The organism is Psychrobacter sp. 1176_08 (genome assembly GCF_052850615.1).
Window position 1 is genome coordinate 305027 of sequence record NZ_VXCU01000001.1, and the last position, 13733, is coordinate 318759.

The window sequence follows — 13733 nt, forward strand, 5'->3', positions numbered from 1 at the left end:
AGCGCTATACAAGCCAAAATCAATGTCACATAATCATAAGGTTAAGCAAAAACACTAATAAAAATGACTAGGAGTATTTTATGCCAAACGCTAACAAAACAGATTCGACAACCAAAATGGCGCCAAAAGATATTAATCAAGATGGCCTTGCCAAAAAAGATCAACAACGCACGGATGATTCAGCGCTGGATATGATGCAAGGCATGCACGAACATGAAGATCATGAGCAAGAAGATAAAGAATAGTTTAGGTAAATAGAGAATGGTCAAGTAAGCAGTTAGAGCATTAAACATTGTTTTAATGCTCTATAATTGATAGTACACTTTTAAAAAGCATTATTAAGAGTACCTTTAAAGAAAAAATACGCTTCTTATATTTTAACTGGCTGTCTTCTTTCTGGTAACTTTTGCACCATAGCACTATATAAGACAGCTGTTGTTGATACAATCGTAATGGGCAAAAATAATGCTCTATATTGAAATTGGCTGTACAGAAGTGCGCCTAAGACACTACCACCGCAAAAACATTGCCAAATAATTAATTGAAAGGTAAGTTTTGGCTTATCTATAGATCGACCAGCGATCCAGTTACCAATAGCATGACCCACATCTGAGGTCAAACCTGTTAGATGCGTAGTTCTGATAGCAGATGCACTATAGGTTGCCACCATCACATTTTGTAATCCGCAAGCCATGGCTGCCGTTAGCTGCCCTATATTATTCTCCTGCTGATATAGCCAATAACTAAGCACCAATAATACCGCTTCAATACAAAGCGCAAGACTGTAGCGCTTTCCCAGCTTTAATGACGTTTGACCAATGATCACACCGCTCAATACCGCCCCTATTAAAAAAGTCAGCAATGTTGCACCAATAAACAAAATACTGCGCATATCTAAAGAAGCAATAGCGGTTGCAAATAAACTTACATTCCCAGTCACGTGAGAGACTGACAAAGTAGTGAATCCCATTAATGCAATTGTATTTACGCAACCTGCACTCAATGCCAGTAGCGCCCCACCCCACATTATCCATTTTGGTAATTTAGTTATCATATTTGTTGTCCAAAAATCAGTGCCAAACCATCTATCATTTGGCCAAAAAGGCAACACAGTTGCCTTTTATATTAAATTAAGTTAAACATTTACAATAACCAAATGGGGTTTAAATGGTTATTGTTTTGGCTCGTCGAGTAACATCAATTGTTCACTGATGGCAACAGTATTAAAACCTGCATCAACAAACATAATTTCACCAGTAACCCCAGATGCCCAAGGTGATAATAAAAATAGCGCAGCGTTACCTACCTCATTCTGAGTGACATTGCGTTGTAATGGTGCAATCTTTTCGCTGATATCGAGCATCTTACGAAATGACTTTATACCGCTGGCAGCAAGCGTACGGATAGGACCTGCTGAAATAGCATTTACACGAATACCTTCGCCGCCCATAGAAGTAGCAAGATAACGAACGCTGGCTTCAAGACTGGCTTTTGCCATACCCATGACATTGTAGTTTGGTAACACCGAGATACTACCTTCATAAGTCAACGTCAACATAGAACCATGACGCATTGCCAATAACTCACGTGCTGCTTTGGCTAATGCAACAAAGCTATAGCTTGAGATATCATGAGCAATATGACTGCCCTCACGAGTGGTCGCATTCACAAAATCACCGTCTAGCTGATCCATGGGTGCAAAACCAATCGCATGAACGACACCGTCAATGCCATCGCCCCAATGCGCATTCACTTGTTCAAAGCAAGCAGCGATAGAATCATCTGATGCCACATCACACTCTAATACCAAGTCTGCTTCGAATTGTTCCGCTGCCATATCAACACGCTTTTTAATCTTGTCGTTTGGATACGTTAAGATAAGAGACGCGCCTTCACGATGTAGTGCTTCTGCGATAGCCCAAGCGATAGACAGTTTACTTGCAATGCCGGTCACAACAAATCTTTGGCCTTGTAGCAACATAGTATTCCCTTTTTAGTCGATAAAAGTTGTTTAATTAATGTGTTTTAATATAACTGTAAGTTCGCTACAGTGTAAGAAAGCAAAATCTTTTACATTATACATAAAATATTTTAAGTGTACATTCGTAAACTATTATAACTTACGAAGCTGATAAATATTCATTAAAAATTTAACTGCCACCACAGCAGTATGAAGTTAGTCAGATTTCAAGTATAATCACAACCCTCCCCAGCTTGCACAATTTTTATAAAAATCCTTTACATAATAGGATTTAGCGTTAAGCTACACCCACATTTTGGATGGCTGCCAAACTTATGAGTAACACCCCAACTATAACATCAGATTACCAAGAAAGCGTTGAATCATATCGTCAACTGATTGGCTCAACTGGCGAGGACTTAGAACGTCCGGGTCTTGAAGAGACGCCAATGCGTGCCGCAAAAGCCTTTGCTCACTTAACACAAGGCTATCATCAAAGCTTGGATGAAGTTGTCAATGACGCCCTATTTCCATCGAGCAACCGCGAGTTAGTATTGGTACAAAATATTGAATTCTATTCCTTATGCGAACATCACATGTTGCCTTTTCATGGCATCGCGCATATAGGCTATTTGCCCAATGGTCAGGTATTGGGTTTGTCAAAATTTGCCCGTATTGTTGATATGTTCGCCCGCCGTCTTCAGGTTCAAGAAAACCTAAGCGATCAAATAGCGCAAACCATTATGGACGTAACAGGTTGTCGCGGTGTGGCTGTTGTGATGGATGCCTCGCATATGTGTATGATGATGCGTGGTGTGAACAAACAACAATCTACTACCCGTACCACCTCGATGCTGGGTGAATTTGTTCATGACAATCAAGCACGAATGGAGTTTTTGACGGCGATACCTAGACGTCAACCAGCGTTTTAAATGACTGGGTTTGATTTCGCCCAAAATAATCGAATCAAACTAATCATTATTCTGCTAAAAAGGACATAGTATCTAAGCGATACTATGTCCTTTAATCCCTACCTACTCTTAAGCAACTTTGTCGCTTGTCTTTTCATCATCCACCAGCCCATCACTCGCCTGCTTAATTTTCATTAAAATATCTTTTATCTCAGATGCCGACATATAAGTCGGAACCGCATAGGTATCACTGACCTCTTTAGCAGCCGCTTTAGCAATCTTATCAAAGTCGCTGACCTGCATCCCTTTGACAGTTGGATTGATCCCTACGGTTTGAATCAAATCACGTACTTGAGTGATAAGATAGTCAGCTAGGTTACTATCATTCGTATGACTATCTTTAACGATACCGGTTCTTTTGGCCAGTGCCGCCAATCTCTTTTTGCTGGCATCACGGTTTACATCAAGTATATAAGGCAACACGATAGCGTTAGCACGACCATGAGGAATACTATAGTGCGCGCCCAACTGGTGAGCAATGGCATGTACATAACCAAGACCAGCCTTGTTAAATGCGATGCCACCGTAGTGTGCTGCTATTCCCATCTCTTCTCTGGCTTTTAAATCGCTACCGTCTTTATAAACCAATGGTAGATAGTGCATCACAGATTTGACAGCAGAGGCGGCATAATAATCTGTTTCCACACTCGCATTCACGCTCATCCACGCTTCTAATGCATGCGTCAACACGTCAATCCCAGTATCTGCTGTGATATGTGCTGGCATGCCCTTCATAATGATAGGATCAATAGCAGCTGCTAATGGCACCATTCTTGGGTCAATAGATAGGGCTTTTTGATGAGTCTCATCATCTGATACTACCGCGCCCAGTGTCGCCTCTGAGCCTGTACCCGCAGTGGTAGGGATGCAATATAGAGGGGTCGCAGGTTTTCTTGCTTTGAGAATACCGATAAGCTTCTGAGGAGCGCAATCATTGCCTTGTGCCATCGCAATCATCTTAGCCGCGTCAATCACCGAGCCACCGCCAATAGCTATTATCGAGTCACACTTGGCTTCTAATGATTGACGTAGTCCTTCTTCAACCACCTTAAATGTAGGGTCTGGCGTCACACCATCATAGACTATATAACTGATATTGTGTTTATCTAAATAATTAGTGACTCTCGCCGGCACACCCAGTTTATTGAGCACTGCATCAGTGACGATAAAGACATGGGTATTGCCTTCATTGATAAGCATATCGCACAGCTCATCACAAGAAGTTTCGCCAACAAATAACATTGGTCTTCTGATAGGTATGACGTAAGAAAACGCTTTTAATACTTTGGCACGAGTCTTAGCAACTGCCAAATAACCAGCGTGCTGTAACCCATTCATACTTACCAACTTAGCCATACTGTTTTGTTTTTTCATGGGTACAAAATCCTTTTTAATAATTTTAACCATAGCAATGGCGATTGTTTAATCAACCATTTATGCTTTCGATTGAACCAACAATAACTTTAGCGCAATCATCTATATAATCGAGTAACGGCTTCAACTCATTGTACCACCGCCATTTTGAGTGTGCCGCTATTATTATGAACGGCTATGTGCTGATATCTTGTAAGATTCTAATTCACTATGAATCCGTGGTTTAGGCAAATTATTTGTAAAGATGTTTCAATCCTATTTTACCAACCATTGCTGATCATCTTGACTAAGACATTTTTCATTAAGATAAAAACTCTGCTTAGGCTAAATAATACCTGCCTGTAATAACTTTTTTGCATAGGGGTGTTGTGGTTTATTAAAAATATTTTCGGTATCGCCAGACTCAACGCATGTACCATCTTTTAATACCATCACCTGCTGACATAACGCACGTACGACCTTTAAATCATGACTGATAAACACATAGCTGATATGCAATTTTTCCTGAATTTCTCGCAATAATTTGACCACGGTCACCTGCGTTGTACTATCAAGCGCAGACGTGGGTTCATCCAATATCAATAAGCTTGGCTTCATGATGAGTGCTCGCGCCAAAGCCACACGCTGACGCTGCCCCCCTGATAGCTCATGAGGATACCGCTGCGCAAATTCTACAGGTAGATGTACAGTGGCAAGACTGTCCATCACCGCCTGCTGACGAGCCGCTTTATCAACCCCTTGGACCAGTAGTCCTTCTTCGACTATTTGCAATACGGTCATACGAGGATTGATACTGGCAAATGGATCTTGAAACACCATTTGAATCTGGGAGCGAAAGGTGCGCAGCGCTTTTTTAGACAAGGTTGAAATCTCTTGTCCATTAATCTGTATTTGACCGCTCACACGTGCTTGATTACTGAGTAACTGACTGAGTGCAAGGGCGATGGTTGTTTTCCCAGAGCCCGATTCACCAACAATACCTAGCGCCTGTCCTTTTTTTAGACTCATATTTACGTCTTTGACTGCATCAAACCAGCGTTTCGTACCGCCAAACAAGCCTTTTTCGATTGGGAACTGTACTTGTAAATGATTGACTTGCAATACTGTCGCACGCTGGCTCTGCTCATTAGTACGTAACATCAATGCCTGCCCAAAATCTTGCTGGATAAGCGTACGCGTATATTCTGCCTGAGGCTGATTAAACACAGTGGCCGTTAGCCCCTGCTCAATCGTCTGTCCTTGACGCATGACAATAACCTCATCACTATAACGTCTGACCAGATTTAGATCGTGACTGATGAGCACCATTGCCATATTATGCTGATGCTTAAGATCATCTAATAGCTCAAGTATTTCATGTTGCAATGTAACATCAAGCGCAGTGGTTGGTTCATCAGCAATTAATATATCAGGCTGCTGGGCCAATGCCATGGCAATCATCACGCGTTGCCGCTGGCCGCCTGATAGCTCATGTGGATAGCGTTTGAGTTTATCAGCAGGATCAGTGATATTGACATCATCTAACAAAGCAATGCTTTGGTCTCGCCATGACTTTCTGGGTACACCGCTTAATCGCAGTGATTCAGCGACTTGCTTGGCAACGGTATGTAATGGATTTAATGCCGTCATCGGCTCTTGAAAGACCATGCCGATGCGTTGTCCACGAATAGCACGCAGTGAGGCATTACGCTCGCTGCTATTTGCTATCGGCAATGCAGCCATGCCTGAATAACTTGCCAGCTGCACTTCACCACGAATCGTCAAATTTTCTGGCAATAAACCTAATAACGCAAGACTGGCAATCGATTTACCAGAGCCAGATTCACCAACGATTGCCAAGGTTTGTCCTTGTCTGAGCTCATAAGACAGTTGATCGACTAGCGTTGCGTTGGTAGGCGTGACAATACTGAGCTTGTCTACGATGAGCACAAGCCGGTTTTGTTCATTGCTGTGGTTTTGTTTAGCGTTATTATTTTTTGCAGTAGTCGTTGTCATATTAAGAACGCCTTGGATCAAACGCATCACGCAGCGCTTCGCCAACGAAGATAAGCAATGATAAGATAAAAGTTAAGCTAAAAAAGCCTGAAAATGCCAACCAAGGCGCATCAAGGTTGTTTTTTCCTTGTACCATCAGCTCACCGAGCGATGGTGATCCAGGTGGCAACCCATATCCTAAGAAATCCAGCGCGGTCAATGCAATAATATTGGCCGTTAGGATAAATGGCAATTGCGACAAGCTCGATGCCAGCGCATTTGGCAAAATATGTCTTAGCATAATTTGGCTATCTGACACGCCAAGATTTCGGGCAGCACGCACATAATCGAAATTACGCGCTCGCAAAAACTCTGCCCTGACCAAGCCAACCAAGCCCATCCAACCGAACAACAGCATCATGGCAAATAGCATTGTGATACTGGGGCTAAACAAACTGACCAAGATAACAATCATAAAAAGCTGAGGCATACCGCCCCATACTTCCATAAATCGCTGACCCGCCAAATCTACCCAGCCTCCGTAATACCCTTGTATGGCTCCCACGATAATACCAATCAGTGCGCCCGCAAGCGTCAATGCCAAACCAAACAGTAGTGAAACCCGCAGCCCATAAAGTATCCGCGCCAGTACATCACGCCCCAAGTCATCCGTACCTAACCAGTTCTGACTATTGGGCGCTGCTGGATACGGTAGCCCAAGCTCGACATTTGGCGTCTGATCCGCAAAGGGAATCGGCGGCATGACATAGTAACCCTGATCATTAATCAGGGCTTGTACGGCCGGATCTTTATAGTTGGTTTCAGTCTCAAAAACGCCCCCAAAAGTGGTTTCAGGGTAGGCTTTCAATATTGGGAAATAGTAATCACCTTGATATTGCACCAATACTGGTTTGTCATTGGCAATCACATTGGCTGCCATACAAATCACAAATATCAGTGAAAAAACGAATAACGATATCATTCCTAGACGATTGCGGCGAAAGCGATTCAGACGCGCTTGCCAGATAGGATTCAGACGGCGTTTCTTTTGTGTAATGACAGAAGATGCTATTGAAGTTGGCGGATGACTTGACATTAGCGCCCCTCAAAATCGATACGAGGATCAATCAAATGGTAGCTTAAATCACTGATCAATTGTAATAGCAGCCCCACCAACGTAAAAATAAACAGCGTACCAAATATCACAGGATAATCACGCTGCTGAATGGCTTCAAAACCAAGCAAACCTAAACCATCAAGTTTAAAAATAATCTCTATCAGAAAATTACCTGCAAAGAAAATACCAACGATAGCGGCTGGAATACCGGCAATAATAATCAACATCGCATTACGAAATACATGTCCATAGAGAACTTGGCGCTCATTTAAGCCTTTGGCACGAGCGGTAAGCACATACTGCTTACCCAATTCTTCTAAAAAGCTAAACTTGGTTAAATAAGTTAAGCCTGCAAAACCTCCGACCGTACTTGCTAGAAGCGGTAACGCCAGATGCCAAAAATAATCTTTTATCTTACCCAATGTACTCAATTGATCAAAATTCTCAGATGTTAGCCCTTGGAGAGGAAAAATATTCCAGTAACTACCGCCCGCAAAGAACACCAAGAGTATAACGGCAAATACAAACACAGGAACCGCATGACCAATGGCGAGGAGCATAGCAGTGATTTTGTCAATACCTGAACCATGATGCATGGCTTTATACACACCAAGTGGAATGGCAATCATATAAATGAGCAGCGTACTCCAAAGCCCAAGCGAGATTGAGACTGGTAGCTTCTCTATAATAAGATCTGTTACAGATTGTCCCTTAAAAAATGACTCCCCAAAATCAAGCTGAGCATAGTTTTTTAGCATAAGCCAAAACCGTTCAGGAGCGGACTTGTCAAAACCATACTGTGCATTGATCGCCGCAACCATGTCTTCAGATAAGCCGCGAGTGCCCTGATATGTGCTGTTGCTGCCTGAACTACCCGCACCGATATTTCCTCTTAAAGCGCTATCTTTTCCGCTTTGCTCAATGAGTGCCAGTTGTTGCTCTACAGGGCCACCAGGCGCTGCTTGCACAATCACAAAATTTGCCAGCAATATCAAAAAAAGCGTCGGCAATATTAGCAGTAACCTTTTTAAGATATAACGACCCATAATGCGGCTTCCTAAAGTAAACATACAATAACAGAGAAAATGGGTGGCTCGCTTTTACCAAGTCTGTATGACGACTAAAAGTTATTTTTAAGCTCACGCAGGGCGGCAAATACAGTCAAAGATTTTTCATCAGCAATATCTATTTTAGACTTCACACCTGCTATTACATTCGGCTCTTGTGCTCGCAAAAACACATTTACCGCTCGCTCATGCTCTAATGTGACGGGTAAACTCGGTAGCCCTTGAGCGGTCTTATTTTCTGTTTGTACCAGTGCCTGCTCCATTGCCTCATTAGTAGGCTCGATAGACAAACCAAAGCGTAAGTTGCTGGCAGTATACTCATGGGCTGGATATAGTAGCGTCTCATCTGACAGGCTGTCTAAACGCTTAAAGCTGTCATGCAATTGCTCAATCGTACCAGTAAAAACACGTCCACAGCCAGCGCTAAATAACGTATCACCGCAGAAGCAATAATGACGTCCTTCGATATCTAAAATATAGGCCACGTGGCTTGCGGTATGACCAGGCACCTCCCATACTTGAGCAGCACAGCCCCAGGCGCTCACCGTGCTACCATCTTTTATTGTCTGGTCTTCATCGACATTGTGCTCCGTATGGGCAACCAAGTGAGTCATAGGATAAGACTCTTGTAGCTCTGCGACGCCGCCGATATGATCATGGTGGTGGTGCGTGGTCCAAATTGACGTCAGCTCCAGCTCATTTTCTTCTAAATAAGCAATGACAGGTGCCGCTTGACCCGGATCAATAACGATCGCTTGTTTATTGTTTTCATTGATTAAGGTCCAAATGTAGTTATCATTAAAAGCCTTAATAGGGTGAATACGGATACTCATATTAAATCCTTACCAGTCGTTATTATTATTGCTCATATTTTTTTATACAAACACTTATGTATAGTCGTTGAATGTCAAACGCGATATGCTTTTCAAGCTCAGCCCTGATTTACTGCTTCAAGTAATTGTTGACGCGTGCTTCAGCAGCTTTGTCCGTCCACCAGTAATCAATACCAACCGCATTGGTCGGTAGCTTTTTAGTATGACGGTACTGATCCCAGTAAGCGACATTGGTGCCAGACTTGCCGTATAAGGGCACTATATAATGACCTGCTCTTAATAGGCGATCAAGCACATGCGTATAAAGAACAATCTCATCACGGTTATGAGCATTACCAAGTTTTTTAATAACCGTATCAATCACTGCATTTTTGATACCTGCTGTATTACTATTACCTACTTGGTCAGCCGCCTCGCTACCCCAAAAGCCAGCTTGTTCTGCGCCAGGGGACAAGCTTTGCGCGAAGACGTCAACTATCATGTCATAATCAAAACGACGCGTACGCTCATAGTACTGCGGGCCATCGACTTGGCGTAGCGTCGCATCAAAGCCCAAACGCTTCAAATTACGAATGTAAGGCAGCAATACACGCCCCATCGTTTCGCCTGTCATCAAGATCTCAATTTTGGCAGGTTGACCACTTGGTTGATACAGCTTCATATCCTCATAGTAAAACCCAGCATCCAATAACAATTGCCGCGCAGCCAGCAGCCCTTCACGATTAAAACCACTACCGTTACTGGTTGGCAGCTGCCACTTTGCTAATACAGCCTGACGTTGTATTGGTTCAAGCTTAGATAATAATGGGCTGAGCACTTTCATCTCTTCGCTCGATGGTGTGCCTGTGGCAGCAAGCTCTGAACCATGAAAGAAGCTTTGCAAACGCTCATATTGACCATGAAATAACGTCTTATTCATCCACTCAAAATCATACGCAGCACTCAATGCTTGCCGCACACGAATGTCTTGAAAAATTGGCTGACGCATATTCATGACCAGCGCTTGCATGGGGACTGGATTTTCACTGCTGATGGTCTCTTTTTTAATCATGCCAGCCTCGACTGCTGGAAAATTATAGCCTGTCGCCCAGTTGGAAGCTTTGTTTTCAGGACGAAAGCGATATTGACCAGACTTAAACCCTTCAAAAGCGATCTCATCACTCTGATAATAGACAAACTTAATCATGTCAAAGTTATAGCGACCGCGATTGACCATCAAATCTCGTCCCCAGTAGTTAGGATCACGCACATAACTGACTGCTCGACCTGCATCGATGCGCCCAATTTTGTATGGTCCACTCCCCATTAATGGCGTCAACGTTATTTTTTCAAAATCTTTATCGATAGAAGACTTGGCAAATATAGGAAACTGTCCTACTGTGAGTAGAATTTCTTTATTATCGCTTGAGGCAAAAACAAACTTCACTTGTTGTTTATTAATAATTTGCACATCGCGAATATCGCCCAAATAACTTCGAATATACATCGGCCCTTTGGTTAATAATGCATCAAAAGTCGCTTTGACATCGCTACTGGTGACAGGCGAGCCATCCCAAAACCGCGCTTTAGGATTGACATGATAAATAATCCAACTGGTGTCTTCTGGGTCATAGGTTACCTTGTTTGCCAGCTGCGGATACATGGTAAACGCTTCGTTTAATGATCCAGTCATTAAGGTATCATAGAGATAATCCGTACCGATCATGGCCACACCAGTGGTCATCCATTTATTCGCACTGTTGAAAGTACCACGTGCATCCAATGAAAGCGTACCGCCTGTTGGCGCATCCGGATTGGCATAAGGCATATAAGGCGCATTGATATACTCAGTCGGACTATTGTGCCCAAGTGCGGTGGTGGTAATTGGCGCAGCCAAACTGATGTGTATCCAGCTCATCGCAATGGTGAGTATGGCGGTTTTTAGCAGGGCATTTTTAGTCATCATAGCGTTACCACCAGCCTCCAAACGATACCAATGAATGTATTGAAAAATTAAAAGCTTATTAAAAGTGAGTAAAAAAGAGCAGCACCATAAAAATTCATCATAACAAACTTAGGTTTTTTCACCTAATGGTTTGCCATGCTAAGTGTAGACTCCAAGACACCAATTCTCTAAAAGATGTGCGCAAACTCAATAAAAAAGACGCAATCCATAAGAGATGCGTCTTTTTTGTTTTAAGGCTTATACATTCTTAAGCATACTTTTTTTCAAACGCTATCATGAAATCAACCAATTGCTGTACCCACTCTAGAGGCACTGCATTGTAAATGCTGGCACGCATACCGCCAACATCACGATGACCTTTTAAATTAAGTAGCCCTGCTGCCTTTGACTCCTCCAAAAACACTTTATCGAGACTGCTGTCAGCCAACGTAAATGGCACATTCATAATAGAGCGATATTGAGGGGCAACTGGATTGTTGTAAAAGCTGCTGTCGTCGATGGTTTTATACAATAAATCTGCTTTTTGTTGATTGACTTTGCCAATAGCAGCGACACCGCCCTGCTCTTCTAGCCAATCGAAAACCAATCCTGCCAAATACCAAGAATAAGTGGCTGGCGTGTTCGACATGGATTCTTTTTCGGCCTGATGTTCATAGTTTAGCAGCATAGGGCACCACTCGCTTGCCTGCCCCAATAAATCTTCGCGGATAATCACAAGGATCAATCCTGCAGGGCCAATATTCTTTTGCGCACCCGCATAAATCATCCCAAACTTAGACACATCAATCGGCTGTGACAAGATACAAGACGACATATCAGCAATGATTGGCGCATCCACTGTCGGTGGCTCAAATATCTGTAACCCGTGAATGGTTTCGTTGGCACAGTAATGGAAATAAGCGGCATCTTCACTAAGATTCCAATCACTCTGAGCTGGCACATCAGTGAAATTGCTGTCTGTACCCGTTGCCACAAGATTTACCTCACCAAGACCAAGATTGGCATAACGTGTGGCTTCTTTGATGGCTTTACCTGACCATGCTCCTGTCGTTAGATAGTCGGCACGCTTACCATTTAGTAAATTCAAGGGAATCGCTGAAAACTGTAAGCTGGCACCACCTTGTAAAAACAATACCTTATAATTGTCTGGAATGTCCATCAATGAGCGCAGTTTGGCTTCAGCCTTATCCGTAATCTCAATGTACTCTTTGCTACGATGACTGACTTCCATCACTGACACGCCACTACCTTGCCAATCAAGCAGCTCTTTTTGGGCACGTGATAATACTGCAGTCGGCATTGTGGCTGGACCTGCAGAAAAATTAGGTACACGATGAGGAGCAGCATCCGCTTCTGGTGTCGCTGTTGTATTCGTAGGCATTGAGTTTGTAGACATGGCTATCATCCTAGATATAAAAAGGTTAATCGTTGTGGGTTGGCACTCAAACGTAATGATCAAACTACCTTAAAAAAGCGCTTATGTTTTTATTAGGAATCAGAGAGCTGCTCCCAAAATTGACGTTTTAAACCGCTATCAGCGAGCATTTCATCCAATGTAGGCACGGCAGTCAGGTTCGAATGCTCAAGTCCGTCAGGTAGCACAGTCAATGCAGCCACTTGTACGTCCTCACTTCTTCCTATTTTAAAGACATAGCCTGCCAGACTGGCATTGGCAAGCTCAGCTGTGTCCATACCTTCACAGATTGGAAATGAGGTGGTCTCGCAGGTTATCGATAGCGCTTGTGTGATGTTGCCCCATAGCTTTTGGGTGTCTTTATTCAGTGCTTGAATATCAACCAAAACCACCCAATTGCCATAGCGACCACCTTGTAGATTAAATGGCGCGACTTTGAGGCTATTGTCAGAGTAACGGTCAGTTGACTGGACTTGTTTATCAAAAGCGGCTGCTGGCCGTTCTGTCCTATCGACAAGAGGTTTGACAGCTGTATTAGGATTAACTATATCGGGAGTGACGGTATCAGTGTTCGTCGTGTCAAAACGATACGTAACTGAATTTGGTTCAGATGATGGGCTTAACGTTGTGTCATTATCATCAAAGTAATCACTGTTAATAGGCGCATCGCTTATCGACATACTGTTCAAAGCGCTATTCTTTAAAGCGGCGCTCTCTGCAGCATCCATAGCTGATACATTGTCATTTGCGTCATCATCGATATTTGATTGTTTAACATTGAGTGATTCAATGGCTGTATGAGAAGATACTGACTGATCTACTGTATCAACGATGACAGGTGCAGAAATATTGGCAACATTGATAGTATCTGAGCCTGATTGCACCCATTGATTGATACCCATCATTGCCAAAATCTGACGCTGCTGCATACGATGTTGCAATACAATTAGCGGGTCTTGGGTATCACTCATGCGTCTTTACTATCCTGCTAATATTAAATGGGTTTTTATTTCGAAGAAGATCTAACACTTGCAGCATTTTGGCAGTTCAACATTTATTGTATCAATCATGCGCTATA

Annotated in this window: 12 protein-coding genes; 2 read left to right on the forward strand and 10 right to left on the reverse strand. The window is 42.9% G+C overall.

Annotation, left to right across the window (positions count from 1 at the left end; genetic code table 11):
* Nucleotides 1-80: 80 nt before the first annotated feature.
* On the forward strand, nucleotides 81-245 hold the full coding sequence (locus FW759_RS01180) for a hypothetical protein (RefSeq protein WP_179288405.1): 165 nt from the start codon (nucleotides 81-83) through the stop codon (nucleotides 243-245).
* 125 nt (nucleotides 246-370) lie between these two features.
* Here FW759_RS01180 and FW759_RS01185 read toward each other — a convergent pair whose 3' ends face one another.
* Nucleotides 371-1054 (reverse strand): YoaK family protein, encoded by a 684-nt coding sequence (locus tag FW759_RS01185; protein ID WP_446441942.1) that lies wholly within the window; start codon nucleotides 1052-1054, stop codon nucleotides 371-373.
* 117 nt (nucleotides 1055-1171) lie between these two features.
* A complete protein-coding gene (locus FW759_RS01190) occupies nucleotides 1172-1981 on the reverse strand; it encodes an enoyl-ACP reductase FabI (protein WP_062844645.1) in 810 nt (269 codons plus the stop codon).
* A 314-nt stretch (nucleotides 1982-2295) separates the two neighbouring features.
* On the opposite strand from FW759_RS01190, the gene folE reads away from it, so the two are divergent.
* On the forward strand, nucleotides 2296-2892 hold the full coding sequence (gene folE, locus FW759_RS01195; protein ID WP_179207247.1) for a GTP cyclohydrolase I FolE: 597 nt from the start codon (nucleotides 2296-2298) through the stop codon (nucleotides 2890-2892).
* A 108-nt stretch (nucleotides 2893-3000) separates the two neighbouring features.
* Here folE and FW759_RS01200 read toward each other — a convergent pair whose 3' ends face one another.
* From FW759_RS01200 to FW759_RS01235, 8 genes are all read right to left on the reverse strand, one after another.
* Nucleotides 3001-4305 (reverse strand): iron-containing alcohol dehydrogenase, encoded by a 1305-nt coding sequence (locus FW759_RS01200; RefSeq protein WP_446441943.1) that lies wholly within the window; start codon nucleotides 4303-4305, stop codon nucleotides 3001-3003.
* A 324-nt stretch (nucleotides 4306-4629) separates the two neighbouring features.
* Nucleotides 4630-6300: an ABC transporter ATP-binding protein gene (locus FW759_RS01205; RefSeq protein WP_446441944.1), complete on the reverse strand. Its 1671-nt coding sequence runs from the start codon at nucleotides 6298-6300 to the stop codon at nucleotides 4630-4632.
* Between the two features lies 1 nt (nucleotide 6301).
* Nucleotides 6302-7375 carry an ABC transporter permease gene (locus FW759_RS01210; protein ID WP_446441945.1) on the reverse strand — a complete coding sequence of 358 codons (1074 nt, stop codon included), beginning with the start codon at nucleotides 7373-7375 and terminating at the stop codon, nucleotides 6302-6304.
* Nucleotides 7375-8442, reverse strand: coding sequence for a microcin C ABC transporter permease YejB (gene yejB / locus FW759_RS01215; RefSeq protein ID WP_446441946.1), 1068 nt, complete (start codon nucleotides 8440-8442; stop codon nucleotides 7375-7377). The genes FW759_RS01210 and yejB overlap by 1 nt, the downstream gene beginning before the upstream one ends.
* Nucleotides 8443-8516: 74 nt before the next feature.
* Nucleotides 8517-9296 carry a hydroxyacylglutathione hydrolase gene (gene gloB, locus FW759_RS01220; RefSeq protein ID WP_062844651.1) on the reverse strand — a complete coding sequence of 260 codons (780 nt, stop codon included), beginning with the start codon at nucleotides 9294-9296 and terminating at the stop codon, nucleotides 8517-8519.
* Nucleotides 9297-9405: 109 nt separating this feature from the next.
* Nucleotides 9406-11238 carry an extracellular solute-binding protein gene (locus FW759_RS01225; RefSeq protein WP_446442117.1) on the reverse strand — a complete coding sequence of 611 codons (1833 nt, stop codon included), beginning with the start codon at nucleotides 11236-11238 and terminating at the stop codon, nucleotides 9406-9408.
* Between the two features lie 250 nt (nucleotides 11239-11488).
* Nucleotides 11489-12622 (reverse strand): 3-phosphoserine/phosphohydroxythreonine transaminase, encoded by a 1134-nt coding sequence (gene serC, locus FW759_RS01230; protein ID WP_446442118.1) that lies wholly within the window; start codon nucleotides 12620-12622, stop codon nucleotides 11489-11491.
* 107 nt (nucleotides 12623-12729) lie between these two features.
* The gene (locus FW759_RS01235) at nucleotides 12730-13626 is read right to left on the reverse strand and encodes a hypothetical protein (protein ID WP_062844652.1); all 897 of its coding nucleotides are present in this window, start codon (nucleotides 13624-13626) and stop codon (nucleotides 12730-12732) included.
* Between the last annotated feature and the right edge of the window lie 107 nt (nucleotides 13627-13733).

Coding starts and splice junctions, on each gene's coding strand:
- FW759_RS01180 (WP_179288405.1), top strand. CDS start 81: ATGCCAAACGCTAACAAAACAGATTCGACAACCAAAATGGCGCCAAAA.
- FW759_RS01185 (WP_446441942.1), bottom strand. CDS start 1,054: ATGATAACTAAATTACCAAAATGGATAATGTGGGGTGGGGCGCTACTG.
- FW759_RS01190 (WP_062844645.1), bottom strand. CDS start 1,981: ATGTTGCTACAAGGCCAAAGATTTGTTGTGACCGGCATTGCAAGTAAA.
- folE (WP_179207247.1), top strand. CDS start 2,296: ATGAGTAACACCCCAACTATAACATCAGATTACCAAGAAAGCGTTGAA.
- FW759_RS01200 (WP_446441943.1), bottom strand. CDS start 4,305: ATGAAAAAACAAAACAGTATGGCTAAGTTGGTAAGTATGAATGGGTTA.
- FW759_RS01205 (WP_446441944.1), bottom strand. CDS start 6,300: ATGACAACGACTACTGCAAAAAATAATAACGCTAAACAAAACCACAGC.
- FW759_RS01210 (WP_446441945.1), bottom strand. CDS start 7,375: ATGTCAAGTCATCCGCCAACTTCAATAGCATCTTCTGTCATTACACAA.
- yejB (WP_446441946.1), bottom strand. CDS start 8,442: ATGGGTCGTTATATCTTAAAAAGGTTACTGCTAATATTGCCGACGCTT.
- gloB (WP_062844651.1), bottom strand. CDS start 9,296: ATGAGTATCCGTATTCACCCTATTAAGGCTTTTAATGATAACTACATT.
- FW759_RS01225 (WP_446442117.1), bottom strand. CDS start 11,238: ATGACTAAAAATGCCCTGCTAAAAACCGCCATACTCACCATTGCGATG.
- serC (WP_446442118.1), bottom strand. CDS start 12,622: ATGCCTACGAATACAACAGCGACACCAGAAGCGGATGCTGCTCCTCAT.
- FW759_RS01235 (WP_062844652.1), bottom strand. CDS start 13,626: ATGAGTGATACCCAAGACCCGCTAATTGTATTGCAACATCGTATGCAG.